Here is a 23,564-nt window from a genome sequence, read left to right as displayed (position 1 = left end):
CACTACGCACCCTGTCCAGGGTTTACGTAGGCATCATCAGCACAAGGCGGTTAAAAAGGAGGAATGCCATCTCCTGAAAACCAGCGTAGCACCATTTTGTGGGGCCACGCACAAGAAGTATGTGTCCGCTCGACGACTAGCATGCAGAGAGCTCTCCCGTTTCTCGCAGCTATGACCTCCTGAGACGGGCCAACGTTAAGGTTCCAGCGGCCATTAAGAATGCCGCAACAGCAAAGGCAAATATTGGCGAAATGGCGGTCCAGAGTACGCCGACTGCGGTGCTGGCAATCAACTTGGCTGTGCCATTGACAGTGCCCAGCGCGCCATAGCTCATGGCCAGGGTCTCACTGCTCACCATATCCGCCGTCACCGTCGACTCCAGCGCCTCCTGCACGGCGACATACAAGCCTGCGACGAAAAAGATAATGGTCAACATGGCGATGCCATCCAGGTTGACCAAGAATGCCAACGCAGTAAGAACCGCAGTCAAGGTGCCCAGCGCGTATCCCGCCACCAACATGGGTAGCGATCCGAAACGATCTGCCAGCATGCCGACTGGATAGGAAACGGCGACCTGCACCACATTCCGCCAGACGTAAAGAAGCCCGGCAACTTGTGCCGCAGGCACGATTCCCATTAACGGAGTGAGAAGTTGTGTCGCCGCGAGAATCAGCAGACTGTGGGAGAAATCGCCTGCGCCGAAGACACCCACTGCACCCAGATAGCGCTTGAACCGTGTAGGCAACTGTCGAAGTGCTGCGAAAAACTTCAGCTCGGGGTTACGTGAGTGCTCAGGGTCTTTCACTAGGGTCAGGAAGGCGAGTACCGCCAGCGCTCCAGGAATCACGCTGAGCCACAGCACAAAGCGAAATGGTCCCGCAGCATCCTCCCAAGGCATTGTCTGAGCCCAACCCAGTATCGCAACGCCCAGTAAAGGGCCGATCACGGCCCCCAGCGTATCCATTGCCCGGTGAAAGCCGAAGGCACGCCCGCGTGTCTCAGGCGTCACCGCCTGGATCACGATGGCATCGCGCAGCGGGCCTCGTAATCCCTTGCCAAACCATGAGATTAAACGACCTACAAGGATCAGCGGCCAGCCCAAAGCCAGTGCCAGCAATATTTGACCAACAGGAGTCAAGCCGTAGCCCACTAGAACCAAAAGTTTGCGGTGGCCCAGCTTGTCGGCAATGTAGCCTGACACCATTTTGGTGTAGCTCACTAGGGCATCGGCGACCCCTTCGATAATCCCCAGTGCCGCGGCTGGCACGCCCAATACGGCAAGAAAACCAGGCAGGATGACCGTCGTTGTTTCGTAGCAAAAATCCCCCAGTGCGCTGGTCAATCCTGCACCCACCACTGTCCGGTTGAGCCATGACGGTTCTGGGGATGTAACGATCTCTGCGGCGGCACTGGCCTCAATCGATTTTTCGTCCGGTTTCGTCATTTTGGCGTCTCTGTAGTAAGGAGCTTTAATCCCCAAACGTTGGGCGAGCGTATGAGGAATCATTAGTCAATCTCGAAGGTTGCCAATACGGGGTAGTGATCAGATGCCATGTCCGTCACAGGACTGCGTATCACTTCATAGGTCCGCGCAAACCCTGCCAACGCGTGCGACGCAAACATGTAGTCACATCGCATGTGCGCAAACTCAGTGCCGATAAATTGAGCTGCGGGAACTGTTGGTACCTGGCTTTGCTTTAGCGTGTATCCGATATCGATCCATCCCGCAGCTTCGAGACCCGCTATCACCGAATGGTCGACGCTCCTCAAGTCATCTGAGAGATAGCGGAAGCGATGATGTGGGGGTAACTCGTGGAACCCGACCGGTTCAGGATCTCGGGGAGAGGATGAGTTGAAGTCACCGGTTAATAGCGTATAGACATCGGGGTTCGCCTGAACGGCCAGATAAGCCGCTTCTCGACGCCTTACGGCCGGACCATTTGGGCAAAGGTGCGCACAGATGAATGTCAGTGTACGAGAAACTCCAGGTATCGAAACTTTCAGCGTGGCAAGTGCATGGTGAAAGTGCGCACTGTCCGATTCAAAGCTCAGAGGCTGCAAAGGTGACCGAATAAAAATCACCACATTCTGCCCGGTACGCGGTGCAGCCGCCATGAAACCTCGCATCCCCAAACGCTGCTCCAACTCATAAAGCAGGGCGCTCCCGTTAAGATCAAAGCCTTTAGCCTCCTGCATGAGAAATACATCAGGCTTCAGGTCGTTGATCAATTCGGTCTGGGCCTGTGCACGGCGATTATCGACACCGTCTCGCCCACCAAACAGAGTGTTGTAAGTCAGCACAGTCAGTTTCACGGATTTCCCCTTTAAGTGTGGCTAGCGATTTTCATCCTGGGCCTCGAATACCCGTTGAGCGTAGGTATCGAGGAGCGATTCACAGGTCAGTAGCCGTTGCTCTGCCTCGTGGAACAAGGTGGCGCCGTAGAAATCGAGTTTTCGAATTTTTTCGAGCCATGCCTGCAACTTCTTCAGATCCACGTCGTTTTCTTCCAACTCGGCATAGGTGAAGTGCTCGGCGGCCGTTTCCTTTGCAATTTCAGCTTCGAAATCAGTGCACTTATCCAAAAGCTCCTGGTACTCCTCGTCTCTGTCTGCCTTGAAACGACCCACGACTTTTTCTTCTTGGGAACGATCAAGCGCAATAGTTTCCAAAATGACCGACTCGCCCGCCATCTCCGCAATATCGTTTTCCAGCATCTTCAGCCGTCGGACGTGGTCGTCACTTTTAGGCAGAAGGCATACCCCGTTTTGGAGATAGACAGCTCCCATACCCTTGAGTTTTCGCCACAATCCGATGCGTTTTTTGGCAGGCTCGGATGGGACCTTGTACGTAAGCAGTAACCAATTTTGTGTCTTCATTGCTCAATCCTAATGTTACGACCGTTACATTTCAAGTGTCGAATCAATGACTTTATAGTGCACCAAATTGACATTTCAGGCTAGCTCGCTAGCTCAAGGCCGCTCATGCGAGCGCAACGGTTACTGTTGGGGAGCATGAGCGTGGGTCGGCAGGGGGGCCTTGAGATGAACGGATCCATGTCGATAGCGAGAGAACTCTCGCGCGCTCGCCGAGATCCATAAAGGCTTTGGTCATTTCACATATCCTTCACGCGTAGTGAATCAAACTAAAAAAGCCGTAACAAACTACCACTGAAGTCCGCCGCAAAAACAAGGGCAGTTCATGATTGAAAAAACAAACCTTTTGATTACGCTACTGATCAGTTTTGCAGTGATCCTGACAATGCGAATAATATTTCAACATATAACTGCATACACAATTAAAAAAGGAAAAATATTAATTCAATCAGCTTATACAGCAGTCAACAAACAAAAAACCATACAACCTTTCCATCGCGTTCATTACATCGCCAGGAGACTAAACCCCAACCAGTTCTGCGGACTGCCGATAACAATTTTATTTTTTTTGGCGGCCATAATTGTTGCCTTGATGGTGGCGCTACTAAGTGCGCTGCTGCTCAGCGACAGCCTCGCAACTCTTGACCAGACGGTAAACTCTTTTTTCGCCCCCTTTCGCTCTCCATTGCTTGTTAAATTATTCGTAGAAGTGACCTCCCTTGGTACTATTGCAGTAATGGGCTTGACGGTATTTGTTTCGTCCGCATTGCTTTGGTCATTTAATCGTCGCCAAGCACTGCTCCCATTCTGGACAACATTCATGGGCGCGGAGATTACTACTTGGATCATCAAGTATGCTGTTGACCGCTCCAGACCATCATTCTTGGATGGCATCACTGAGTTGAACCCCTCTTTCCCAAGTGGACACGCAACTGCGGCAACTGCGGTTGTCGGTTTTATTGGATATATAATAGCCCGGGATTTACCGAATTTTAAACAACGATATGAAGCCAGTTTCTGGTCGGCAGTTTTAATCGGCGCCATCTGTTTCAGTCGAATATTTTTGAGCCTTCATTACCTGAGCGACGTTGTCGCCGGATTTTTAACCGGCTGTTTTTGGCTTTTGATAGGCTGCGTTATTTTTGAAATGAAGCGCGCGCAACAAACTCGAGCGTTGGCGTAACCAGCCCTATGAACATCTCATAGGAGCGCGCTTTGAACTGGTCAAGTAACACGGACACCGATTATGGTGTTTATGCCGCTTTTTCCTCCGGGATCTGAGATACAGATGGGTAGTGCCGCCACACCCATATGAACAAGGGAATTGCGAGCAGTTGGGTGACCACGCAAAACGCGATGGTTCCAGTGATTGATCGATCGTAGAGAAATCCGATCACCGCACTGCCGATAAACCAGAAAATGCCGTAGCCAGCGGTAAAAAGCCCGAAGGCAGCGGCGCGATGCTCGCTTGGCACCAGCGGTGTGACCGCCGCAGGAATGATCGACTCGTGCACCCCCATGCCCATCCCCCAGATCGCTGCGCCCAATAGCGCCAACTTGAAGCTTCCGAGAAACACGAGCGGAGCAAATAACGAGGCGAACAACGTGAGCACAACCAGCACTCGAAACCCAAAGCGGTCAAATAACCGACCAAATAGCAGCGACGAGCCACCGCTGACCGCCATTGCCACTGAGTAGAAAATGGCGATCCACTGCGAGGGCATCGCATCGGTGTGGGCGAAGTGATAAGCCAGCAGCGGGTAGTCTGCAAAGCCCATCGCCACGAGGCAGGCACCCATCAAATAAATCCAAAAAGTACGCGAAAAGCCCCTATTTCTAGCGTCCTGAGCTAAGCCTTCGTCCAGTTCCTGCGGCCGAGGGTAGATCAGTCGAGCAATCAGCACGAAAATCAAATTGAGTGCTGCGGGCACGAGCAGCACAGCAAAGGCCATTCGATAGCTACCGTAATGGGTCAGTACGATAGCCATCAGTAACGGGCCGAACATGGCGCCGAACTGGTCACACGCCTCATGGATGCCAAACGTCCACCCATAACCACCAATATGTTTGGCCGCATACGAGAGCATTACATCACGCGGCGGCATTCGAATCGCGCGGCCAATCCGCTCAAGGATTATAAACACGGCAGCGCTCTGCCAATTATGAGTCAGCGCCAGCATAGGCACTGCGGACATCTGAATCACATAACCGGTGATTGCCGTGGGCCAAAATCGGCCCGTTGCGTCGGCAAATCGTCCCGAGAAATAGCGCAGCCCATACCCGGCCAACTCGCCGAAACCAGTTACTACGCCGACCACAAAAGCGCTCGCCTGCATCGAGGCCAGAAACGGACCCAGGATGCTTCGCGAGCCCTCGTGCGTAAGGTCGGCGAAAAAGCTAAGTACGCCGATCAGCAGCACGAACCGCATCGCAAGGCGACTGCCAAGCTCTTTACGTTTCGCAAAAGTTTGGTTGGGTATAGCCATGGCGACTCACCTTTTTGATCATCAGCCGGACCCAATGGCCTTGGCTGACAATTTCTCAGACAAAAATGAATGAGTGACAACTTCAATAAATTCGATCTTCCATCAAGAGGTTTATTAAGTGCACTGCGATAATGCCCATTAAGGGTACCAACAGCACACCGATGATTAATTCGGGTAGTTCCCAAAAAACTGAGGCGTATTCGCCTTTCGAGGTCATGCTCAATAACTGCGACATCTTTTGCGAAAAAGCCAGAACGCCCAGGCAATAACAAGTCAAAGCCTCAAATCGAGTACTTCGATGAGGTATTAGGCGGCTGATCAAGAAGCTCATGACGATGCTAGCGAGAAAAAGCCCCACCAAGCCAGGCATCGAGCTGGTGCATAGACATCCGACTACAGAGCCAAGGGTGAGACTGGTCACATAAACTTTCATGACCAGCCTCCGCATAGCTCGGTCGCCCTAACTGTGAGCAAGGAGGACGACAATTCAAAGCTACTCAGAATCATTGCCCACCGTCTCCACACCTGACACACACGCGAGGGCACCACCCAATACATTTGCTTTGCATGCTTCCTCACTAATCATCTGTGTCAGAACCAATGCCCCCTCCACAGAACTGAGGGTATACCAACCCGTTTTGGTCACGTTTTGGCCTGTTCCGGCGATCCATAACATCGCGAATGCCCAGAGTAGTAACCCTACGAGTAGTCGCTGGTGTTCGCGGGCCCAATCGTTAACCGTAGGTTCAGGACGAAGGTATCGAACTCTTAACATGACGTGTCTCCTGTTGTTGTTTTATGAGATTGCGCATATTTACCACTTATCACGATGCCGCTCCGATGCGTCCGTACTCGACCGGAACTTTGACGTACGCCACATCGACATGCTCTTGTGCCAGGGCAGTCAGGAGTCTTTGGCAGCCTTTCTCGTCCATCGAAACGGTGACAGCAATAGGCTGATCAGCAAGCTCAAAAAAATGCGCTGAATGGAAGTGTCCTGCCTGATCAAAACCCTCTGCCCCCGTTACCAATGTGCCGCCCAGTGCACCTTGCTGCTTGGCAAAATCCAGTAGCCACTCGCCCATCGGTTTATGTTGGTGCCGGGCGTTTTGCTCAGTGAAAAACGTAAGTTGATAGCCTTTCATGGGTACTTCCTTTCGACGATTACGAATTAGAGAAGTGAGGCGGCTCTCGCAGCAGCGACTAGCGTTCCCTGCGGCTGGATTGCTCTTTAATCCAAAATTAATTCGCCCTGCTCAAGCGGCAACTCGCACAGCAACAGCACCGCTCTGACCTTGCGTAACTCTTCGGCGTGCTCATGCATGAACGCGCGCAGACGCTCCTCCGTGTCCAACAATTCCAGACATTGCGGATGGCGCATCGAACTCACTTCGGGGTGGTGGTGCGACAGACGTTGGCCCGGAAGGTAACCAGCGCTGATTGACCGCAGCATGGCCTGCTTGATATTTGCACGTCGGGCGACATTCAAAAGATGGTGGGCCAGTACCGGAGGGCTGAGGCGATGCCAGAACCGCGTAACCTTGGCGCGGCTCGCAGCAGGAAAGTACAGATGCAGCGCGGTAATGTGTTTCTTCGATGCTTTAATGGTCATTGTGCTTCGTCCAGGACGGTGATTTCTTGTTCGGTTTTCGGTGGGTTGTTCTTACGGAACTGCTTGATATCCGCCAGACGTAACTCTTCTGGCAGCTCGCGACGGTGCTTGCTGTGACCTAGTCGCTGCGCGTGGTAGATGCCGGTGTGTCCGGAGAAGAGATAGCTCGCTATGCATGCAATCGAGGCGAGGGGGCCGATTTCCGGCCCGAAGAGTTCCATGGCCATGACAGTGGTTGCCAATGGCGTGTTAGCAGCACCCGCGAACACTGCTACGAAACCAATTCCTGCCAGCATCGGAAATGGCAGATGTAACAGCGGTGCCAAGGCATTCCCCAGCGTTGCGCCGATATAGAAGAGAGGGGTTACTTCACCACCCTTGAAACCAGTCCCCAGCGAAGTGACGGTAAACACCAGCTTGCCGAGAAAGTCCCATGGAGCCATGGGCACCTCGAATGACTGAACAATGCTTGGAATGCCCAACCCAATGTATTGGTAAGTCCCAAGCGCCCATACAGCAGTCGCGATGACGACCCCGCCTGCAAAAGGACGTAAGGGTGGGTAGGTGATCCAGCGTTTAACAAATGCACTGAGCTTTTGCGTAGCTGTTGCGAAAATCAAACCGGTAAGGCCAAAGATGATGCCGGCAGCCACCACCGCCATTACGCTCCAGAACGCTACTGGTACAACCTCACCAATCGCATAGTGGGTGTGAAGCACTCCCCAAGCCTGACCTACCTGGTCGGCCACGATTGCGGCAACCACACACGGAAACAATGCGTCGTAACGCATACGTCCAATCGCAAGCACCTCCAGCCCAAAGAGCGCACCGGCCAATGGCGTTCCAAACACCGAAGCAAAACCAGCGGCAATACCCGCCATCAATATTATTCGGCGATCTTCACGGCGCATACGGAACAGGTGCGTGAGCTGATCTGCAAGCGCCCCCCCCATCTGCACTGCCGTCCCCTCACGACCGACTGAGGCACCAAACAAGTGGGATACGACCGTACCGCCCAATATCAGCGGGACCATGCGCAATGGCACAACCTTCTTGGGATCGTGAATCTCATCGATGATCAGGTTGTTGCCGGCGTCGACGGTTTTACCCATCAAGTGATACACAAGGCCGACGGCGAAACCTGCTATTGGAAGCAGCCAAATCGCCCAGCGATGAGTCTCACGCCAGTTGGTCGCATGATCCAAAGCAAACAGAAAGAAAGCTGAAGCGGTGCCAGCCAGGAAAGCAATCAGGCCTGCGAGGACAAGCCACTTGCCAATATAGGGCAGAAGTTCGAGTTGTTCAGGACGTCGGAATCGAGACATTGGGTCAGCCACACGAAGAAATCGGGGCCTGACCAAAAACAAGGAATGTGAACGCGAGCGCCTACAGACCTGGTCTATGATCAGGTGTCTGTAGGCATCATCAGCTGCGGCAAGCGCAGCGGTTCATGGAGGAATGCCATCTCCAGCGTGGCCGATCATACCTAGTAACAATTTCAAAGTAAAATGGCTTGATTACCGCCCATCTCACCTCTCGTTGTCGTTGCAGGTACGCCGTGCAGACTATTTCGGTACGTAGGCTGCAACCGACTTGCGAATTTCCTCCCGCGCTTCATCAGCGCTACCCCAACGCCCCATCTTCACCCACTTGCCCGGTTCCAGAGCTTTGTAGTTTTCGAAAAAGTGCTGAATCTGAGCCAGTAGCAATGAGGGCAAATCACTGCACTCCTTCACATCGTGGTAGAGGGAGCTGAGCTTGTCGTGAGGGACTGCAATGACTTTTGCGTCTGGGCCTGCTTCATCGGTCATGTACATCACGCCCACTGGACGGCTTCGGATGACTACCCCCGGAGAAACTGGATAAGGGGTGATTACCAGCACGTCCAGAGGATCACCGTCTTCACTGAGTGTGTTAGGGATAAAGCCGTAGTTGGCGGGATAGAACATCGGCGTGCTGAGAAAACGGTCGACGAACATCTGTCCGCTGGGCTTATCCACCTCATATTTGATTGGGGAGTGGTTTGCCGGAATCTCGATGACGGTGAAAAAGTCATCAGGAATCCCTTTGCCCGCAGGAACGTCGGCATAGCTCATATTCACTTCTCCATTTTCATCAGGATGGGTTGTTGGATTTGTCAGCTTTTTTGCCAATGGTGCCCAGCTCAATCGGTGCCTTTATGTAGAACAAGGAAATATCCTCAGCCTCCAGGCGCTCGAACAAGCGAACACATTCTTCTTGCGTGATGGCTAAACGAATTTCGGTTGGCTGGTCAGCAAGCTCAAAGAAGTGAGCTGAGTGAAGTCGACCGGTATGCCCAAAGCCTTCGATAGCGGTTGAAAGCGTGGCGCCACGCAGCCCCATCTGCTTCGCTAGGTCGATGATCCAGTCGCCGAGCATTTTTCCTTGATAGCGTCGATTCTGCTGAGTAAAAAAAATCACCAGAAAACCATTCATGATCAATCTCCTTTAGCGTGCGCTAAACAGTTGATACGAGAGAAGCCCTGCGGCCGTCATAGCCAAAGAGCCCATGACATGGAGCGCGATGGCTCCAATTGCCCAGCTGAACCGGCCCTCTTGAATCAATTCGACGGTTTCTGCTGAGAACGTAGAGAACGTGGTGAGACCGCCACAAAAGCCGGTGATGATCAGCAGTCGCCATTCGGGACTGAGTGATGGTGTCGCAGACAGAAAAGCGATGGCGAGGCCAATGATGTAGCCCCCGATCATATTAGCGATCAAGGTACCTGGAGGGACCGTTGGAAATAGGGTGTTGAGTTTCACGCCAAGCAACCAGCGCAGCCAAGCACCCAGGGAAGCCCCAATGGCTATGACTAGTAATGATTTCATCATCAACGCAAGTCTCCATGCCGTCTGTACAGGCCGGGAGATGCTGATTTGAGTACAAAGCGGGATGGTTGCTGATAGCTTTTCACAGTCTGTCCTTGCTTGAAGGACAGGTGTGCACGCCTACGCACCCTGTCCAGGGTTTACGTAGGCATCATCAGCGCAGAGGCGGTTATAAGGAGGAATGCCATCTCCTGCCCAGATCGTATAGCAGCAAGGTTGATTGTTTCAAGGGATTGTAGTTCAGCTTGTTGTAGCTTCCATGGCTTTTGCATCGGCACTGTCTTGGTGGACGTAACGTCAGGCCTTCATTGACGAATTGCCATAGGTGCTCACTGGCCCCCGAGTTTTACGCGTTTCAAGCAGATACTTACTGATCTTTGGTGTTCAGAGGCTGTCGTTACGTTAATTATGGGGCTCCTCCATCATCCAAATAAGCCTAGTGACCCTTCCGCAACTCTGATCAACCCGGCGTGTTGATCTACCTGCGTTGGTTGCGCCTCAGAAATTCCAGTGCCCACAAGCCATCACTCGGCTGTGGAGATTGGGTAGTAGTCAGAGCGGTTTCACCGCCGATCAAGAAATGGCGTGATTCTGCAAGATGGGAATGATGCAACGACAAGTTCGCTGGTCACTTCGAATGCAAATGACTGGTCAAGTCGAATGCAAACAGGTGGTCAGTTGCTATGCAAACGGTTGGTCAATTGATTGCAATTACACACCGAGGATCTTCCAGAGGATCTGGCCGTTCTGAATTATGTTCAGGGCGCCAGTTCGCATTTTGCATGGGCTAAAAATAGTGAGAGCGAAGTCGCCTTCGACGGCTCGACTCAGATTTCGATACGCCGGCCAACTCCTCAAATAGAGGGTGAAATATCCTTTTTAGGGGATATAGAGAGAAAAGGTCTCTACGAACTGGATATCTCTTCAAACTTTCGAACAGAGATTCTTGCTTATTATTGAATTCCGGCACCGCATGATGATTGCTAGTTCCTTCAGATCAACCAGAGCAGCCTTGAAGGGTGGAGACTGAAATGACGATGCCGTTTGAACGGACCAGATCTGTCGCACAGACCTATGATTTCTTAACGAAACTTTCTCGCGACACAGAAGTGCCCGAACGCGTTAGACAAAATGCTCAGTTTCTTTTACGCCACTTTCCTACCAAGCGCGATGTTCTCCAGGCTGGCCGGATAGAAGAGCAAGCGAAAAATCTAGGGATAGGTGCAATCGGTACCGTTTTTTGCTCCTCAACTGAAGACTGGTAACCTCGCCTTCAAACGCGGTGCTGGGTCAATACAGAACGCCGTCTTTCGCGCTCCGTAATCAAGGGAATGAAATGGACAGTGAAACGGACAGATTGCATTGCATGGCAACCCGGGCACCAAAATCGAGTAATCACGGCGGAGCGGTGATCACCGTATTTTTGACAATTTTTTGTGATTGACGTCTCAAACAGCAAAATTCCGGAATTTGATCGCAAGGTGTTGGAGGTACTGCGCGAACCTCTGGAATCCGGATATATCGTGATCGCCAGAGCCAAGGATCGCGTGCGATTCCCCGCGCGTTTCCAGCTGGTAGCAGCTTTTGTGAGCGAATACTCAGATCAGGGAGATAGAAATCACAGCCATCCCCGAACAATGCCTTCTCTCACTTTGAAACGACACCTGACGAGCGTTAGGGTCGCAGGGGGGGGAACAACCAAATCAAGGCGCGTACAACCAGCAACGCCACAGCTTAGGATGCGCCGGAGGCCATGCGCCAACCCATCAGATTTTCGAGCAATGTACCTGCCGGTGCGCCCGCTATGTTTCCCCTCGACACACCTGAAAATATTATGGACGCTGCTTTACCCGCTGCCTCGGGACGTAACCTTGGCCCTAGCGAACCGCCGATGGTCCAGAAGCCACTGACTGCAATGCCGAGAAACATTCCCCCCAGTAACAACACACTAAAACTGGTTACGCAGGCCACCAGAAGGTTAGACATAACGAGCAGGCTCAGTAGAAACCAGAGGACATGGTGTCGATCAAACCGACCTGTAACACCAATAGTCAGGAGCACGGCAAACGCTGCCAACACACCTTGAATGGTCCCCTTCAAGCCAAGTTGACCTTCACAGACCGAAAGATCTTTTGCGAATTCGGTAAAAGCCCAACCGGTAGGAACTCCGCCGTTACCAGTGCGATTGCACAGATACCGATGGCGGCTACTGCTGCCCAGGTTGCGGGGTTATTTCCAACTGCTCTCTTGGGATTGCGATTGCTCAGTGACAATGGCTTGGGTCATATGTGTAATTACATAGACATGGCCACCCTATTGCATTCGGCCTGATCATTTACATCGGATTTGACCATCAAGCTGCGTGGGCATGGCCGGCAGAGAACGGCAATAAAGCGGACGCTCGGAAGCGACTGCTATCGGCCATAAGCTGACGCTCAACCTCACGCCCTTGGAGATCGGATTTATAGCTCAATCAGCAAGGCCAAGCTTTCTGCTAAACCAGTAATAATCTGTATAGTCAAATGCGCCTCCAAACAATTCATCTATTCTCGCTTTGATGATTGTGTAATCATGACGAGCGCGACCTCTATCGTGGCATTGAGAGTTTTTTTCAATTTGTCCGGCCAGATATTTAATGGAGTTTTTATTAAATAGCTTTATGTACTGAGGGATCGATACTTGAAAGCGCGAATCCGCCTGATCATAGTTTGCGCTGACTCCATAGTAAGTTGAGGCAATCATACAGAACTTCTCTTGCCACTCTTCAGAATCGGAGAGTTTAAGTATGTAATCAAATTGGTATGAACTGAAAACCGGCTTGTCTTTTACAATCCACTCCTGTAGATCATCGCCATGCTTGAAAATATTCTCCTTTACAAACCATCCTGCAGTTTTACCTATAGGGTCGCTCTCTATATAATGTTCAACTTTTAGACGAGCAGCGTCGCTTAAAATCGGGAACAATTCGTGATTTTCAGAAAGGAAGAATATAAGATATTGCAAAGGGCTACCAGCGCTAGCCAGATTACTAAAGAAATCAACATCTCCTCGTATTGCTTCAGGAAGCAAAGCTTTATTTCTGGTAGCTATCACCTCAAGCACATGAAGGTTGATTAGTCTGTTAGTTTCACACTGCTCATTTTCAACTCTAAACACGATCTTCCATAGCGAGCGAAATATATTTAACTCAACTGGCACGGTAGTTCTATCAAAATACCGATTCACAACATATTTTTTTACTTTTGATCTGTCATTAAGTATTTCGCGAGATTCTGAAATATCATCAAGTAATTCTTGAAGAATATGCTGGGTATAGAAAGGAGGCTTGATTAAAACATCGGTCAAAGTATTTCGAATTAATGCTCTAACAGTTTCTTTGTTGGGTGAATGCAGCTCACGCTCCCTGTTCAAAACAGGATGCGCTGAAAGGTGCCTTTGCTTTTGCAGATATCTTAAATTTTCGTATTCGGAACTATCCAGCAAATTTGTTTTATCATTTACCTCATCAATCAACTTCAGCTCCCAAGCGGCAGATTTCTGATCTAGCTCTTGAATCTTACTGACCTCATCTAATATCGCCTTCGCTGACCCATCATCATACAGATCGATCAGATTTTGTAACTTATAAACAATGTCGCATATCGCTACCGACCAAAGCATCACGACTGCCGATCTATAATTTCCGTTTTGATATGAAGACAAAACCTCTCTGAAATACTCTTTTGTCCTGCCATAATGAATACTGTCTGACATTTTTTCTAACGAGAACTCGTCCATAAAATTTCCGCCTAGTAGTTTGATATCGTGGCGCATTAAATTACAGCACTTAGAATGCGCCAATAGAATTGAAGCAGGCTCCTTCCACTTCGTAGTTCTTGCATCCGCAAAGTCTCTCGCAAGCGCCTGCTATCGGCCAAAGGTATACCTCCAAATGAATCTACGAAACTACGAGTGACTCATGGATCTATGTCACGAGTAGCACATCACTACTGGAGCGGGATTGCTGGGTAAGTATTTCTTTTTAGCCCAATCAAATGCGGACGTCACTGGAGGCCAAAGACCCTGAATAACCATCAGCAATGCGAAAGTCAAAAATGCTCGCAATAGAAAAACATGGGTCATTTTTATACAGGTAACTTTTTCGTTCACCAACGGATAATTCAAGTGGATGGCAAGTGTGATTTCCTTGATGAGTATCGTTGGTGATTCGGAGCTACCTGCGAGGCGGACCAAATCACTCGAGTGAATTTGGTTAAATTGAGATACCCTCAGCGTATGAAATGCCCATAGGCCGGCGTTGACCAAGTAACAGACGGCCAATGCAAATATCAGTAGGGACGCACCCGAAAATATTGCGCTCGCCTTATCGTTCCAGATACTGGGGATAAGAGATGTCAAAACCGGCACAAGCGCAGTGATCGCGGCAAAGTAGATTCCAGCTTTTGTGTCAGCGCTTCTGCGGCGTTCAGCTTCTGCATCATAAAGACGACGTGCCTCATCAAGCGCAACAGCGGCGCCTGGTCTCCAATTATCCTGCTGAATGGAGGCCCGAAGCTTGCTCTCAGAATCGCTTAGGGCTTGGGCCTCCGCGACAGTTTGCTTTTCGAGAATGGGCCAAACAAACTCGCGAATTCTGTTCATCCGAAGGATATCTCTTCCAGCTCGTCAACAATGGCTTTGGAAATCGGATAACCCGTCAAGTTCTCTATCCACGCCCATTGCCCGTTCGGGTTGACCTCCAAAAACCAAAGCTTGCCCTCTTGGTCGCGCACAAAATCGATGGCACCAAATTTCAGCCCTAGCGCCCTAACGAGAGCAATACAGCGACGACTAATCGATTCCTCGAGCTCAATCCTCTCATGTTTCAAATCGGTTCGAGTGCCCTGACGCCAATCTACTTCAGTCTCTGCATTGGTCTGCGACCAAATTGCAGTCGCGAAAATGTTGGTACCGACCACCGTTACCCGCACATCGTAACGTTTAAGAATTTCCTTTTGAACAATGAAGGGAGCTAGAGCGACAGCTTCAGCATCGCTCTCACTCAGCTCATCGATGCGATGAGTGAACATTACGCGCTCGTTATCGCCAGAAAGAACGGCTTCTCGCAAAGGTTTTCCAATCGATCGGTGCTGATTTGTCAGCTTCTTCACCAACGTCCAATCATTAGTAACGAAGCCTTCTGGTATTTCGAAACCCAGTTCGTGAGCGAGGATTAATTGTCGAGGTTTGTCTTCAGCTAAAAATATCTGCGTAGGGCTACTAAACCAGACATCTTCAAGACGCATATACAAGCTTTTGAGAAAACTACCCCACTCGGACTCCACGTATCTCTTCTCGGCTTGATCCTTCACGGAATCCAAGGCATTAGGTGCTCCAGGACGGCGGAAGTAGGCTGCTGTGACCTCGTCTCCTCGAATCTCGTGGTCGCCGATGCGAATCGACCATTTTCTACGCTCTCGTCCCGACATGGTACTGATTGAATGCGGCAAGAGTTCAGTGTTGAGCCGGTAAAACGGTATCTCGCGGCGCCTTAGTTCGGCGACCACATAGTCCATCGTTATATCCCGTCGATTGGTAACCAATAAAATCATCGTCATTCCTTTGGCTAATCGTTGAAATACTGAGACTCCAAGCCAGACGCCGGATCGCCGTTATCATCTTTTTCCACCTGCACATTGGTCTTGGTAACGAGCTCCAAAAACTGGTTAAAATCGTTCGCAGCATCGTCTTTTTCGACAACGGTGTCTGTCTTGGTCACAAGTTCCAACAGATGGCTCATTGCAGAGTCAACATCATCACTTTCTGCCCGTACCTCAGTTATAGTTTTCAGCTCGTCCAGCGAATAAAGACCTTCGTCATCCTGCTCCGCGTTCACTTTGGTCTTCGTCATAAGCTCGGCTAAAGCAAAATGGTCAATAATGGGAACAGGGCCAGCTTCTGAATCTACGACCCACATCGCCATTTCGGTTGAGTAGTAACCGGGCAATCTGTCCTCGCCCGTTCTTGCAATCGCAAATCGCGCCAAAAATGGCATAGCCTCGTCAGATAATACTTTTTTCGCCACGCCCATCTTTTGCTCTCCCTGCTCAATGCTACTGTCTAATAGCCGTAACTGACGATACTGCTTTGACATCACGAAGTCGACTCACTAGCTATACGAAGCTGAGGTTCCTCCCGACCACTTTGCATCACTCCTAATTTTTTAGCACACGGAATGTCAGCTTCTGGCCGAAAGCGGACGCTTGGCACAAAGTGGCAGGCGTTGCTGAATGATTTCGCCATGAAAAGGCCCGGCCCCCCGATCAAGCTTCGTACACAACGCGAAGAGAGTGTGCGATGGGTGCAGGATTACGGTTTCCTTTTTCACAAGCGACCTGCGTACAGTGGCCTGCAGGGATCAGGGGCTAGGGGGGCGTCATGCCAACGCAAAAATTATCCATTTACGATTTGCAGGTGAACGTTTCCATTCGCGGTGACGGATCACCGCTGCTCCTGCTCAATGGATTGGGTGGTTTGATCCGCGCCTTCGACCCGCTGAGGAATGAACTGTCTGATTACACGACCATCACGTTGGACGTGCCCGGCGTCGGAAAATCTCAGGCGCCGCGTTGGCCGATGCGTTTACCCCGCCATGCCGACACGATTGCGCAGGTGCTCACGCAATTGGGTTTCGACCAGGTGGACGTATTCGGCGTGAGTTGGGGCGGTGCTTTGGCACAAGAATTCGCCCTGCGTTATCCCGGCATGGTACGTCGCCTCATACTCGCAGCGACCTCCGCCGGGCCGGCAATGCTGGTGAAACCCGCCGACGTTCTGGATTTTTTGAGCATAGGCAAAAGCCTCAAACCGCATGAGCCAAAGGGCCAGCGCCGTTCGGTAAAGGCGCTGATGTCCTTCGGGGTCGCGAACGGTATGCTCTCCGTTCACCCGCGAACCTATTACCTGCAATTGGCCGCATTGGTCGGCTGGACGAGTTTGCTTCGGTTGTACCGTCTTCGCCAGCGCACGCTGATTCTCGCCGGCGATCGCGATCCATTGGTGCGCCTTTATAACGCGCACATTTTACGCCGTGCCATTCGCGGTGCTGAACTGCATGTTTTGCAGGGTGAAGGTCATTTTTTCGTGGTGACCCGTGCGGCGCAGACGGCCGATGCGATACGCGAGTTCCTTCAGCAACCGCACGGCGAAGAAAAGCCTGTGGTCGATAAGCCGGCGTTCCGGATCTCGGCATAGGAAGTTGGCGTACTCGCAATCAATTTGGGCCGCCCTCCGGACAGGCATTTTGGCCAATCCGGTTTGCCTATGTCCTTGTGTCGGTCTTCAATCGTCTTTTACCGGTGTGACCTAAACTTACCGATGGGCTGCTGACACCACCCGTGCGGGCATTTGAGCGGATGCATTTCAGTCAAGGTTCATGCCGATGCGCAGTTAAATGCCGGGAAAATGTGAACCAGTCATTTGTTTGAGCCTTGAAAGCCAAACTTTTGTCGCCAGAAATGTATCGTCATGACCGCAGTGGCTCGAAGGGATCCTAGAGCCGATGTCTGAGACTCCACACTTAATACCTTGCTTCGGGAACACGACACTGGAGGAATGAATGATTTCAACCCTGGAGCTACGCCGGATTATTGAAGAAAGCTTCCGGCCGTTGGAGTGCCAATGCACCCTTACGCCTGGAAACTCACTTCAAGTCAGAGTGACGGACCCTGAAACCGGCCGGGTGGATTTGCTCGTCACCGGCATTTCCACGAACACATTGGTGAGTCCACGAGCAATCTCCGAGTTGATTGCCGAACTGCGCTACGATCTGGCTACGAACAAGCAGAAGAATCTGACGGGCACCGCCGCCTTTCGCAGATGGCCAGATGTGCCGAGGGCTTAGTCGATTCTAAGCCCTCGGCGCGTCTCTTACGGCATTGGAGTTTCAGCCGGAGGCAGTGCTGCGGCTTTTTGAATGTCCGCCGCCTGTACGGATGCAGTTTGCGTGCAGTCAACACTCACCTCTTCCTCTTCACCCATCGTGCAATAACGTTTGCGCAGCTCCCGTAATTCCTTGCTATCCAAGTGATCCAATGACAGGAAGGCGTTTTGCGCATCCTTCGTGGCCCGGATCAGTTCATCGAGTTTAAGGTGCAAGATGTCGTTATCTCGATTCTGTGTGTTCTGGATGAGGAACACCATCAGGAAGGTGATGATCGTTGTGGACGTATTGATAATCAGCTGCCACGTGTCGTTGTAATGGAAGTACGGCCCTGTTAAGGCCCAAGCGGCAATCAGCAGGATGGCCGTCAAAAATGTTTTCGAGCTGCCCGACCAGTTCGAGAGCGCTTGGCAAAACTTTGCGAATTTCATGGCCGTGAATCCTAGAGGTAAGTAACTTTTCGACCGTAACCGCGCTCTGAAATTCTTTGTTACATCTAGCCTTTTATCTCCTTGCGACGTGCTCGCTCCTTGGAGGCACTTTGCCTCCTTATCACCCAGCAAAACCGTCGGTCGCCGTGAGTGCAAATAAATTGCAATTACTCGCTCGGGATTCGCCTCAGAAGTCTGTGGGCTCGCATTCGATCTTTCTTGAATGAGCATCGGGCCTCGCCTGACCTGAGGAGATTTGTCATGTTTCTACATAACAAGCGACTTCAATACACCGTGCGTGTTGCTGAGCCCAATCCAGGCTTGGCCAATCTGCTACTGGAGCAGTTTGGCGGCGCCCAGGGAGAACTCGCGGCGGCATCGCGGTACTTCACCCAAGCGCTGGCCGAGGATGACCCAGGTCGCAAAGACCTGCTGATGGACATTGCGACTGAGGAGCTGAGCCACCTGGAAATCGTCGGCTCCATCATCGTCATGTTGAACAAAGGCGCCAAAGGCCGAATGGCCGAAGGCGTTGAGGAAGAAGGTGAGTTGTACCGCGCCATCAACGGTGCCGGCAACGATTCACACATCACCAGCCTGCTGTACGGCGCCGGCGCACCGCTGACCAACTCCGCCGGTGTGCCATGGTCAGCCGCCTATGTCGATACGATCGGTGAGCCGACGGCCGACTTCCGCTCCAATATCGCCGCCGAAGCGCGCGCAAAAATCGTCTATGAACGGCTGATGAACGTGACGGACGATCCTGGCGTGAAAGAGGCCCTGGGCTTTCTCATGACACGTGAAATTGCCCATCAGCTGTCCTTCGAGAAAGCCTTGCACGCCATCCAGCCAAACTTCCCACAAGGCAAGTTGCCCGGCATGCCTGAGTTCACCAACGTGTACTTCAACATGTCGCAAGGCGAAGGCAGCACCCGAGGTCCGTGGAATCAGGGAGATGACTGGGAGTTTGTGGAAAGCCCTACGCCCGCGGTGGACGGCGGCGACGGTACCGCCAGTGTTCAGCTCAGCGCTGAGGAAGATGCACTGCTGCTGGATATGAAGGCTCGAACCATGTCCGACCCGGACAGTAACCCCATCACCGGCGCCGATTTGGGTGCGGGTGTTCAGGGGGAAACGAAAGATTGATGGCCAGCACCGCACGCCGCAATGGCGTGCGGTTTTTTCTGCACAACCAGAGGTACACAACATGAATTCGAACACCGGCGTTTTCAGCGATGGTTTGGCGCGGTCTCTGTCTGAGCGATTTCACGCAACTGCTGCGTCCTATGATCGTACCGCCATGCGGATCGCCCGAACATTGCGCTCATCCATGGTGAGCTCCAATGGGAAGCCTGCAACGGGACGATAGGAGGCGACATGTCACTTTCCCCATCGCCTGCAAGAACCCCGCTGCGCAGCTGGTGGGGGATGGCGTCCAGTGGCGGCTGGCCTGCGGTGCTGTTCTGGGCGATCCTGCTGCTGGTCACGGTGCTGTTGTTGATCAGCGGTTACTCTGCGCTGGTCGGGGCTGAAAAGGAAAACCTTCGCCTGGCGGCGTTGGGCGGCCTGTCCGGGTTTGCGGCGACCGCTCTGGGCGCGGTGGTGGCGATCATCCTGCGTGATATCGCCTCACGCACCCAGGACATCATGCTGGGGTTTGCCGCCGGCATGATGCTGGCAGCCAGCTCGTTCTCGTTGATCCTTCCTGGCATCGAAGCCGCTCAGACACTGTGTGGTAACCAATTGCTGGCCGCCTGTGTTGTCGTGGTCGGTCTGGCTTTGGGTGTTGCGCTGATGATCGGGCTGGATCGGTTCGTACCTCACGAGCACCAGGAAAGCGGCAGGCGGGGGCCTGACTCCCAACGCATAAATCGCGTGTGGCTGTTCGTCCTGGCCATCACTCTGCACAACCTGCCCGAGGGTATGGCGATAGGCGTCAGCTTTGCCAATGGCGACATGAAAGTGGGCCTGCCGTTGACCACCGCCATCGCCATCCAGGACATCCCGGAAGGTCTTGCCGTGGCGTTGGCTTTGCGGGTCACCGGCATATCGGCGTGGCGGGCGGCGCTGATCGCCATTGGTTCCGGGTTGATGGAGCCGTTGGGCGCAATCGTGGGCCTGGGTGTATCGAGCGGTTTCGCCTTGGGTTATCCCGTCGCCTTGGGCCTGGCGGCCGGCGCGATGATCTTCGTGGTCTCGCACGAGGTTATTCCTGAAACGCACCGCAATGGACACGAAACGCCTGCGACCCTGGGTTTGATGCTCGGCTTCGGCGTGATGATGTTTCTCGATACGGCGTTGGGTTAGCTCAATGCCCTTCATCCGTGAATGGAAAAAAACTGGGAACGCTCGGGTAAACGCCTGAGTCAGTTTTTATGAACGCCAGGATGGCGGCCGGGAAACTCTCTCGCCCCGCCTCAGGTAAACATCCAAAGACCAGACGACCAGAAGGACTTAGACATGGCCAGAAAGACCGTTGAAGACTTGTTCATCCATGAACTCTCCGATGTTTACAGCGCCGAGAAGCAGATCACCAAAGCGTTGCCGCGTTTGGCCCGGGCCGCGACCAATCCACTGCTCGCCGACGCGTTCACCTCACATCTTGAAGAAACCCAGGGCCAGATCGAGCGCATTGATCAGCTGGTCGAGCTAACGGGCCTGAAGCTAAAACGCATGAAGTGCGTGGCCATGGAGGGCCTGATCGAGGAGTCCAAAGAGTTGCTGGATGAGATCGACAAAGGTGCGGTGCTGGACGCGGCACTGATCGGTGCAGCGCAGAAAGTCGAGCACTACGAGATCGCCAGCTACGGCACTCTGATTGCAATGGCCAAGCATCTGAAGCTCGACGACGCTGCAACGCTGCTCGCGGCTACCTTGGCCGAGGAGAAAGGCGCGGACGAGAAGCTGTCGAAGATCGCCGAACAGGGTGGGAACCAGGCCGCGACGCTTGAAAAGTAATTCTTATAACTCGGCAGTATCGGTATGAGCGCCACGGCGATTCTGGTCGCCGTGGCGTTTTAATCGGATCGAGGCCATGGCCTCTTCGGTCCCTGCGAATACGAAGACGGAGGTGGATCATGCAAACCGAGTATTTTTGGATTGCCCTTGCAGCCATTCTCTTGCTGCTCGACCTCTGGGCAATGAACAGCGTTTTGAGAAGCGATAAGTCTTCCGGTACCAAGGCGGGCTGGACGGCTCTGATCTTCCTGCTGCCATTACTGGGTGTGGTGATCTGGGGCGTGGCCGGGCCGCGCGGTGTCACTAAAGGGCCATCTTCACCCGAACACAGCAAAGGATGACCGGTATCTGCAGGTCATTTTGGGGTAATACGCTTTGCCACGGATCCTGACTTCCCAGACCAGCGAAGATGAGCTGACTGAACACAATGCCAAGATGTTTGGATCACCCAAGGAGCGTTTGGAGTTCTACCGGCGGGAGATTCACTACGAGACGGCGATATTGGCCAATCGAACCGATGCTTACCTGGCAGCGCAATCCTTTCTCGTGATCGCTTTTGCGTCCTGCATGGGCAACCTCAACCCTGAGTGGGGCAAGCTGTTCACGCTGTTTGTGCCGCCCTTTCTCGCGCTGCTGGGACTGTTGAGCACGCTTAACGCCTGGCCAGGCATCAGGGCGGCTTACGACATCATTGATCACTGGTATTACAAACAAAGTGAATTGCTGCGTAGCGAGCCGGTGATGGGCATGGCGTATGACGAATCACCGTTGTTCTGCGAGCGGGAATCCACTCACAAGGGCTACCGCAAGGCGCTGCTGTTCTCGGTACGCACACCGTGGATCTTTGCGACGTTCTGGATCGTGCTGGGTTTGTGGGCGATCGCCATCCAGCTCACTGATCCCTTTGGTTAGTCTGTAACTCGCCGGGCGACTCAGGCCCCGACGCGTCGCTGCTTGGTTCCGTCGGTGCAGCAGTCGAAGACTGACCGCGAATGCGCAACAGATCCTGCTGCGCCTCGCTGCGCTTGGCATCCGCCAACCTCTTTGCCTCGCTAAAGCGCTCCCACGACAGAGCACTGGTCGAATCGCCCTCGATCAGGCTGTAGGCATACGCTTCCAGGCGGTCTGCCTCGAAGAAGAGAGCGGCGTTACGTGCCAGCTCATCATCATTCTGGTCAGCTGGCGATGGCGTGGTCTGGCTCATGGTGAGGCCGCCTCAGTCCATTCCATTTTGGTGGTTTCACGCCATTTTACATCCGTCACGCCAAATCGTTCGGCCATCGGTTTGCTGAACACTTTGAGCGGCGGCTTTCCGGGTTTTGGAATGGGCGCCAGGTCCGCGTCGCAGCAAGCCCAATGCCAAGCATCGGCGTTACGCATTTTGGGAGCACGAATGACGAATGACTTCGGCTTCCCATGTAGCAGATATTCAATGACGTACAGATCGTTCTGACTCATGAGGCCCTCCTTATGCTCATATGCTAAGGAGCGATCCGGGGCTGATAAATTCCAAAAAAACATGCAGCACTCTTCTTGTCACGACCACTTTCAGCCGCCCCCTTTAACTGGTTGATGAAGGGCAGCGCTTCCTTTGGTCGACTCTGGTGAACTGTCTCTGATTTCTTAGGCTCAACCTTCAAACCGTGCCCGAGAACTCTCGCCATGAACACCTGCAGAAATGTTCTTTCCCCAGAACAGGAGGCCAAGCTGCGTGCCTACGCACGATGGCACAGGGCACTGGATGATTGCTCGCTGCGAATGGACTGTCCGGACGCGTACCACGAGGAGCTATTGCGCCAGGCTGATGAAATGGAACGGCTGGACGTCGTGACCTGGCAGGAGTGGCGAGAGTTGCGGATGACGGCGGACAAGGCCTACCTGCAAGCAGTCGCAGGTGCTGACTACCATGACTGGCAAGGAAGAATGCATGTCCACGGCTGACGTCACGGTCTCTTATCTACGCCAAAACGCGTTGCGGTTAACTACGGCCGAGTCGTGCACCGCCGGTAAAATCATCACGCTCCTGTCTGAGGTCGAAGGCAGTGGCGAGTTGATCGAGAGCGGCTACGTGGTCTATTCGCCGGAGGCGAAACAGCGCTTGTTGAATGTCAGCCCGAGCACCATCGAGACGTTCAACCTGACCAGCTGTGAGGTGGCGCGAGAAATGGCAGTTGGCGCCTTGCGCTACAGTCCCGCCAATGTCGCGTTGGCCACCACCGGCATTCTCGGCCCCGACGATGTCGACGGTATTCCGGCCGGGACCATCTGTTTTGCTTGGGCCTTTCAGACGAATCAGGGCCAGAGTGTATTCACCCGTCAGCTTCGGTTTTTTGGCTCTCGCTGTGAAGTGCAACTGGCGGCCGCCGAGCATGCTTTGGAGGCACTCGCTCATTTCCATCAGCGGGCCCTCGCCGGCGAGCAAGCCTGAGGAC

At 52.7% G+C, this 23,564-nt stretch carries 31 protein-coding genes, 1 pseudogene and 3 riboswitches; of the genes and pseudogenes, 13 read left to right on the top strand and 19 right to left on the bottom strand.

Annotated elements, in window-relative coordinates; translation table 11 throughout:
• Positions 1 to 20: 20 nt before the first annotated feature.
• Positions 21 to 83: riboswitch (Fluoride riboswitch) on the bottom strand.
• 86 nt (positions 84 to 169) lie between these two features.
• Genes KVQ82_RS01590 through KVQ82_RS01580 form a run of 3 tightly spaced genes read right to left on the bottom strand, consistent with a single transcriptional unit; the run spans position 170 to position 2,877 of the window.
• Positions 170 to 1,507 carry an MFS transporter gene (locus tag KVQ82_RS01590; RefSeq protein WP_260687909.1) on the bottom strand — a complete coding sequence of 446 codons (1,338 nt, stop codon included), beginning with the start codon at positions 1,505 to 1,507 and terminating at the stop codon, positions 170 to 172.
• Entirely contained in the window at positions 1,507 to 2,313 is an 807-nt protein-coding gene (locus tag KVQ82_RS01585; RefSeq protein ID WP_222017689.1) for an endonuclease/exonuclease/phosphatase family protein, read from the bottom strand. The genes KVQ82_RS01590 and KVQ82_RS01585 overlap by 1 nt, the downstream gene beginning before the upstream one ends.
• Before the next feature lie 21 nt (positions 2,314 to 2,334).
• Positions 2,335 to 2,877 carry a Chromate resistance protein ChrB gene (locus KVQ82_RS01580; RefSeq protein WP_222017686.1) on the bottom strand — a complete coding sequence of 181 codons (543 nt, stop codon included), beginning with the start codon at positions 2,875 to 2,877 and terminating at the stop codon, positions 2,335 to 2,337.
• 322 nt (positions 2,878 to 3,199) lie between these two features.
• Between KVQ82_RS01580 and KVQ82_RS01575 the strand changes: the two genes are divergently transcribed.
• Positions 3,200 to 4,057, top strand: a complete 858-nt coding sequence (locus KVQ82_RS01575; RefSeq protein WP_222017684.1) for a phosphatase PAP2 family protein — start codon at positions 3,200 to 3,202, stop codon at positions 4,055 to 4,057.
• A 70-nt stretch (positions 4,058 to 4,127) separates the two neighbouring features.
• Here KVQ82_RS01575 and KVQ82_RS01570 read toward each other — a convergent pair whose 3' ends face one another.
• The 8 genes from KVQ82_RS01570 to crcB form a co-directional block, all read right to left on the bottom strand.
• Entirely contained in the window at positions 4,128 to 5,360 is a 1,233-nt protein-coding gene (locus KVQ82_RS01570; protein ID WP_222017682.1) for an MFS transporter, read from the bottom strand.
• An 82-nt stretch (positions 5,361 to 5,442) separates the two neighbouring features.
• Positions 5,443 to 5,793: a hypothetical protein gene (locus KVQ82_RS01565; protein WP_222017680.1), complete on the bottom strand. Its 351-nt coding sequence runs from the start codon at positions 5,791 to 5,793 to the stop codon at positions 5,443 to 5,445.
• 391 nt (positions 5,794 to 6,184) lie between these two features.
• Positions 6,185 to 6,505, bottom strand: coding sequence for a DUF190 domain-containing protein (locus tag KVQ82_RS01560; RefSeq protein ID WP_222017679.1), 321 nt, complete (start codon positions 6,503 to 6,505; stop codon positions 6,185 to 6,187).
• 86 nt (positions 6,506 to 6,591) lie between these two features.
• Positions 6,592 to 6,972: a DUF190 domain-containing protein gene (locus KVQ82_RS01555; RefSeq protein WP_222017677.1), complete on the bottom strand. Its 381-nt coding sequence runs from the start codon at positions 6,970 to 6,972 to the stop codon at positions 6,592 to 6,594.
• Positions 6,969 to 8,297, bottom strand: a complete 1,329-nt coding sequence (locus KVQ82_RS01550; protein ID WP_222017675.1) for a voltage-gated chloride channel family protein — start codon at positions 8,295 to 8,297, stop codon at positions 6,969 to 6,971. Before KVQ82_RS01550 ends, KVQ82_RS01555 begins: the two co-directional genes overlap by 4 nt.
• An 84-nt stretch (positions 8,298 to 8,381) precedes the next feature.
• A riboswitch (Fluoride riboswitch) is annotated at positions 8,382 to 8,450 on the bottom strand.
• A gap of 87 nt (positions 8,451 to 8,537) precedes the next feature.
• Positions 8,538 to 9,068: an inorganic diphosphatase gene (gene ppa, locus KVQ82_RS01545; RefSeq protein ID WP_222017673.1), complete on the bottom strand. Its 531-nt coding sequence runs from the start codon at positions 9,066 to 9,068 to the stop codon at positions 8,538 to 8,540.
• Positions 9,069 to 9,087: 19 nt separating this feature from the next.
• Positions 9,088 to 9,429 carry a DUF190 domain-containing protein gene (locus KVQ82_RS01540; RefSeq protein WP_222017671.1) on the bottom strand — a complete coding sequence of 114 codons (342 nt, stop codon included), beginning with the start codon at positions 9,427 to 9,429 and terminating at the stop codon, positions 9,088 to 9,090.
• A 12-nt stretch (positions 9,430 to 9,441) separates the two neighbouring features.
• Positions 9,442 to 9,825 (bottom strand): fluoride efflux transporter CrcB, encoded by a 384-nt coding sequence (gene crcB / locus KVQ82_RS01535; RefSeq protein WP_222017669.1) that lies wholly within the window; start codon positions 9,823 to 9,825, stop codon positions 9,442 to 9,444.
• A gap of 135 nt (positions 9,826 to 9,960) precedes the next feature.
• A riboswitch (Fluoride riboswitch) is annotated at positions 9,961 to 10,023 on the bottom strand.
• A gap of 504 nt (positions 10,024 to 10,527) precedes the next feature.
• Between crcB and KVQ82_RS01530 the strand changes: the two genes are divergently transcribed.
• From KVQ82_RS01530 to KVQ82_RS01520, 3 genes and pseudogenes are all read left to right on the top strand, one after another.
• Entirely contained in the window at positions 10,528 to 10,782 is a 255-nt protein-coding gene (locus tag KVQ82_RS01530; protein WP_222017666.1) for a hypothetical protein, read from the top strand.
• A gap of 71 nt (positions 10,783 to 10,853) precedes the next feature.
• Positions 10,854 to 11,087 (top strand): BPSL0761 family protein, encoded by a 234-nt coding sequence (locus tag KVQ82_RS01525; protein ID WP_222017664.1) that lies wholly within the window; start codon positions 10,854 to 10,856, stop codon positions 11,085 to 11,087.
• A gap of 192 nt (positions 11,088 to 11,279) precedes the next feature.
• Positions 11,280 to 11,405, top strand: a pseudogene (locus KVQ82_RS01520) (ATP-binding protein); the annotation flags it as partial.
• A 151-nt stretch (positions 11,406 to 11,556) separates the two neighbouring features.
• Here the strand turns inward: KVQ82_RS01520 and KVQ82_RS31850 are convergent.
• The 5 genes from KVQ82_RS31850 to KVQ82_RS31470 all read right to left on the bottom strand — a co-directional run bounded on the left by KVQ82_RS31850 (position 11,557) and on the right by KVQ82_RS31470 (position 15,892).
• Positions 11,557 to 12,015, bottom strand: coding sequence for an MFS transporter (locus KVQ82_RS31850; RefSeq protein ID WP_224788064.1), 459 nt, complete (start codon positions 12,013 to 12,015; stop codon positions 11,557 to 11,559).
• 276 nt (positions 12,016 to 12,291) lie between these two features.
• Positions 12,292 to 13,599: a hypothetical protein gene (locus tag KVQ82_RS01510; protein ID WP_150631399.1), complete on the bottom strand. Its 1,308-nt coding sequence runs from the start codon at positions 13,597 to 13,599 to the stop codon at positions 12,292 to 12,294.
• 192 nt (positions 13,600 to 13,791) lie between these two features.
• Positions 13,792 to 14,463 carry a hypothetical protein gene (locus KVQ82_RS01505; protein WP_222017662.1) on the bottom strand — a complete coding sequence of 224 codons (672 nt, stop codon included), beginning with the start codon at positions 14,461 to 14,463 and terminating at the stop codon, positions 13,792 to 13,794.
• On the bottom strand, positions 14,460 to 15,413 hold the full coding sequence (locus tag KVQ82_RS01500) for an MvdC/MvdD family ATP grasp protein (RefSeq protein WP_150631397.1): 954 nt from the start codon (positions 15,411 to 15,413) through the stop codon (positions 14,460 to 14,462). Before KVQ82_RS01500 ends, KVQ82_RS01505 begins: the two co-directional genes overlap by 4 nt.
• Before the next feature lie 14 nt (positions 15,414 to 15,427).
• Positions 15,428 to 15,892 (bottom strand): hypothetical protein, encoded by a 465-nt coding sequence (locus KVQ82_RS31470; RefSeq protein ID WP_260687905.1) that lies wholly within the window; start codon positions 15,890 to 15,892, stop codon positions 15,428 to 15,430.
• Between the two features lie 347 nt (positions 15,893 to 16,239).
• Between KVQ82_RS31470 and KVQ82_RS01490 the strand changes: the two genes are divergently transcribed.
• A complete protein-coding gene (locus KVQ82_RS01490) occupies positions 16,240 to 17,055 on the top strand; it encodes an alpha/beta fold hydrolase (RefSeq protein ID WP_150631396.1) in 816 nt (271 codons plus the stop codon).
• Positions 17,056 to 17,419: 364 nt separating this feature from the next.
• Entirely contained in the window at positions 17,420 to 17,704 is a 285-nt protein-coding gene (locus tag KVQ82_RS01485; RefSeq protein ID WP_150631395.1) for a DUF1652 domain-containing protein, read from the top strand.
• Positions 17,705 to 17,730: 26 nt separating this feature from the next.
• Here KVQ82_RS01485 and KVQ82_RS01480 read toward each other — a convergent pair whose 3' ends face one another.
• Entirely contained in the window at positions 17,731 to 18,174 is a 444-nt protein-coding gene (locus KVQ82_RS01480; protein WP_150631394.1) for a low affinity iron permease family protein, read from the bottom strand.
• Positions 18,175 to 18,435: 261 nt separating this feature from the next.
• On the opposite strand from KVQ82_RS01480, the gene KVQ82_RS01475 reads away from it, so the two are divergent.
• The 5 genes from KVQ82_RS01475 to KVQ82_RS01455 all read left to right on the top strand — a co-directional run bounded on the left by KVQ82_RS01475 (position 18,436) and on the right by KVQ82_RS01455 (position 22,044).
• Positions 18,436 to 19,320 carry a manganese catalase family protein gene (locus KVQ82_RS01475; protein WP_150631393.1) on the top strand — a complete coding sequence of 295 codons (885 nt, stop codon included), beginning with the start codon at positions 18,436 to 18,438 and terminating at the stop codon, positions 19,318 to 19,320.
• A gap of 282 nt (positions 19,321 to 19,602) precedes the next feature.
• Positions 19,603 to 20,481 (top strand): ZIP family metal transporter, encoded by an 879-nt coding sequence (locus KVQ82_RS01470; protein ID WP_224788063.1) that lies wholly within the window; start codon positions 19,603 to 19,605, stop codon positions 20,479 to 20,481.
• 153 nt (positions 20,482 to 20,634) lie between these two features.
• Positions 20,635 to 21,132, top strand: coding sequence for a ferritin-like domain-containing protein (locus KVQ82_RS01465; RefSeq protein WP_150631391.1), 498 nt, complete (start codon positions 20,635 to 20,637; stop codon positions 21,130 to 21,132).
• A gap of 119 nt (positions 21,133 to 21,251) precedes the next feature.
• The gene (locus KVQ82_RS01460; protein WP_150631390.1) at positions 21,252 to 21,473 is read left to right on the top strand and encodes a PLDc N-terminal domain-containing protein; all 222 of its coding nucleotides are present in this window, start codon (positions 21,252 to 21,254) and stop codon (positions 21,471 to 21,473) included.
• A 34-nt stretch (positions 21,474 to 21,507) separates the two neighbouring features.
• Positions 21,508 to 22,044 carry a hypothetical protein gene (locus KVQ82_RS01455; RefSeq protein ID WP_222017660.1) on the top strand — a complete coding sequence of 179 codons (537 nt, stop codon included), beginning with the start codon at positions 21,508 to 21,510 and terminating at the stop codon, positions 22,042 to 22,044.
• On the opposite strand, the gene KVQ82_RS01450 is transcribed toward KVQ82_RS01455, so the two are convergent.
• Entirely contained in the window at positions 22,025 to 22,336 is a 312-nt protein-coding gene (locus KVQ82_RS01450) for a hypothetical protein (protein ID WP_313902817.1), read from the bottom strand. The genes KVQ82_RS01455 and KVQ82_RS01450 overlap by 20 nt on opposite strands.
• Positions 22,333 to 22,590 (bottom strand): DUF6555 family protein, encoded by a 258-nt coding sequence (locus tag KVQ82_RS01445; protein ID WP_150631388.1) that lies wholly within the window; start codon positions 22,588 to 22,590, stop codon positions 22,333 to 22,335. Before KVQ82_RS01445 ends, KVQ82_RS01450 begins: the two co-directional genes overlap by 4 nt.
• Before the next feature lie 204 nt (positions 22,591 to 22,794).
• On the opposite strand from KVQ82_RS01445, the gene KVQ82_RS01440 reads away from it, so the two are divergent.
• Together KVQ82_RS01440 and KVQ82_RS01435 are read left to right on the top strand one after the other, a co-directional pair.
• A complete protein-coding gene (locus tag KVQ82_RS01440; protein WP_150631387.1) occupies positions 22,795 to 23,073 on the top strand; it encodes a hypothetical protein in 279 nt (92 codons plus the stop codon).
• Positions 23,060 to 23,560 carry a CinA family protein gene (locus tag KVQ82_RS01435; RefSeq protein WP_150631436.1) on the top strand — a complete coding sequence of 167 codons (501 nt, stop codon included), beginning with the start codon at positions 23,060 to 23,062 and terminating at the stop codon, positions 23,558 to 23,560. The genes KVQ82_RS01440 and KVQ82_RS01435 overlap by 14 nt, the downstream gene beginning before the upstream one ends.
• Positions 23,561 to 23,564 lie beyond the last annotated feature (4 nt).

It is taken from the genome of Pseudomonas sp. AO-1, from assembly GCF_019775695.1.
In the GTDB taxonomy this organism is placed as follows: Bacteria; Pseudomonadota; Gammaproteobacteria; order Pseudomonadales; family Pseudomonadaceae; genus Aquipseudomonas; species Aquipseudomonas parakoreensis.
The sequence above is the reverse complement of the archived record's forward strand: the minus strand, read 5'-3'. Positions and strand labels throughout refer to the sequence as shown.

Coding starts and splice junctions, on each gene's coding strand:
- KVQ82_RS01590 (WP_260687909.1), bottom strand. CDS start 1,507: ATGATTCCTCATACGCTCGCCCAACGTTTGGGGATTAAAGCTCCTTAC.
- KVQ82_RS01580 (WP_222017686.1), bottom strand. CDS start 2,877: ATGAAGACACAAAATTGGTTACTGCTTACGTACAAGGTCCCATCCGAG.
- KVQ82_RS01575 (WP_222017684.1), top strand. CDS start 3,200: ATGATTGAAAAAACAAACCTTTTGATTACGCTACTGATCAGTTTTGCA.
- KVQ82_RS01570 (WP_222017682.1), bottom strand. CDS start 5,360: ATGGCTATACCCAACCAAACTTTTGCGAAACGTAAAGAGCTTGGCAGT.
- KVQ82_RS01565 (WP_222017680.1), bottom strand. CDS start 5,793: ATGAAAGTTTATGTGACCAGTCTCACCCTTGGCTCTGTAGTCGGATGT.
- KVQ82_RS01560 (WP_222017679.1), bottom strand. CDS start 6,505: ATGAAAGGCTATCAACTTACGTTTTTCACTGAGCAAAACGCCCGGCAC.
- KVQ82_RS01555 (WP_222017677.1), bottom strand. CDS start 6,972: ATGACCATTAAAGCATCGAAGAAACACATTACCGCGCTGCATCTGTAC.
- KVQ82_RS01550 (WP_222017675.1), bottom strand. CDS start 8,297: ATGTCTCGATTCCGACGTCCTGAACAACTCGAACTTCTGCCCTATATT.
- ppa (WP_222017673.1), bottom strand. CDS start 9,068: ATGAGCTATGCCGACGTTCCTGCGGGCAAAGGGATTCCTGATGACTTT.
- KVQ82_RS01540 (WP_222017671.1), bottom strand. CDS start 9,429: ATGAATGGTTTTCTGGTGATTTTTTTTACTCAGCAGAATCGACGCTAT.
- crcB (WP_222017669.1), bottom strand. CDS start 9,825: ATGATGAAATCATTACTAGTCATAGCCATTGGGGCTTCCCTGGGTGCT.
- KVQ82_RS01525 (WP_222017664.1), top strand. CDS start 10,854: ATGACGATGCCGTTTGAACGGACCAGATCTGTCGCACAGACCTATGAT.
- KVQ82_RS01510 (WP_150631399.1), bottom strand. CDS start 13,599: ATGGACGAGTTCTCGTTAGAAAAAATGTCAGACAGTATTCATTATGGC.
- KVQ82_RS01505 (WP_222017662.1), bottom strand. CDS start 14,463: ATGAACAGAATTCGCGAGTTTGTTTGGCCCATTCTCGAAAAGCAAACT.
- KVQ82_RS01500 (WP_150631397.1), bottom strand. CDS start 15,413: ATGATTTTATTGGTTACCAATCGACGGGATATAACGATGGACTATGTG.
- KVQ82_RS31470 (WP_260687905.1), bottom strand. CDS start 15,892: ATGGGCGTGGCGAAAAAAGTATTATCTGACGAGGCTATGCCATTTTTG.
- KVQ82_RS01490 (WP_150631396.1), top strand. CDS start 16,240: ATGCCAACGCAAAAATTATCCATTTACGATTTGCAGGTGAACGTTTCC.
- KVQ82_RS01485 (WP_150631395.1), top strand. CDS start 17,420: ATGATTTCAACCCTGGAGCTACGCCGGATTATTGAAGAAAGCTTCCGG.
- KVQ82_RS01480 (WP_150631394.1), bottom strand. CDS start 18,174: ATGAAATTCGCAAAGTTTTGCCAAGCGCTCTCGAACTGGTCGGGCAGC.
- KVQ82_RS01475 (WP_150631393.1), top strand. CDS start 18,436: ATGTTTCTACATAACAAGCGACTTCAATACACCGTGCGTGTTGCTGAG.
- KVQ82_RS01470 (WP_224788063.1), top strand. CDS start 19,603: ATGGCGTCCAGTGGCGGCTGGCCTGCGGTGCTGTTCTGGGCGATCCTG.
- KVQ82_RS01465 (WP_150631391.1), top strand. CDS start 20,635: ATGGCCAGAAAGACCGTTGAAGACTTGTTCATCCATGAACTCTCCGAT.
- KVQ82_RS01460 (WP_150631390.1), top strand. CDS start 21,252: ATGCAAACCGAGTATTTTTGGATTGCCCTTGCAGCCATTCTCTTGCTG.
- KVQ82_RS01450 (WP_313902817.1), bottom strand. CDS start 22,336: ATGAGCCAGACCACGCCATCGCCAGCTGACCAGAATGATGATGAGCTG.
- KVQ82_RS01445 (WP_150631388.1), bottom strand. CDS start 22,590: ATGAGTCAGAACGATCTGTACGTCATTGAATATCTGCTACATGGGAAG.
- KVQ82_RS01440 (WP_150631387.1), top strand. CDS start 22,795: ATGAACACCTGCAGAAATGTTCTTTCCCCAGAACAGGAGGCCAAGCTG.
- KVQ82_RS01435 (WP_150631436.1), top strand. CDS start 23,060: ATGTCCACGGCTGACGTCACGGTCTCTTATCTACGCCAAAACGCGTTG.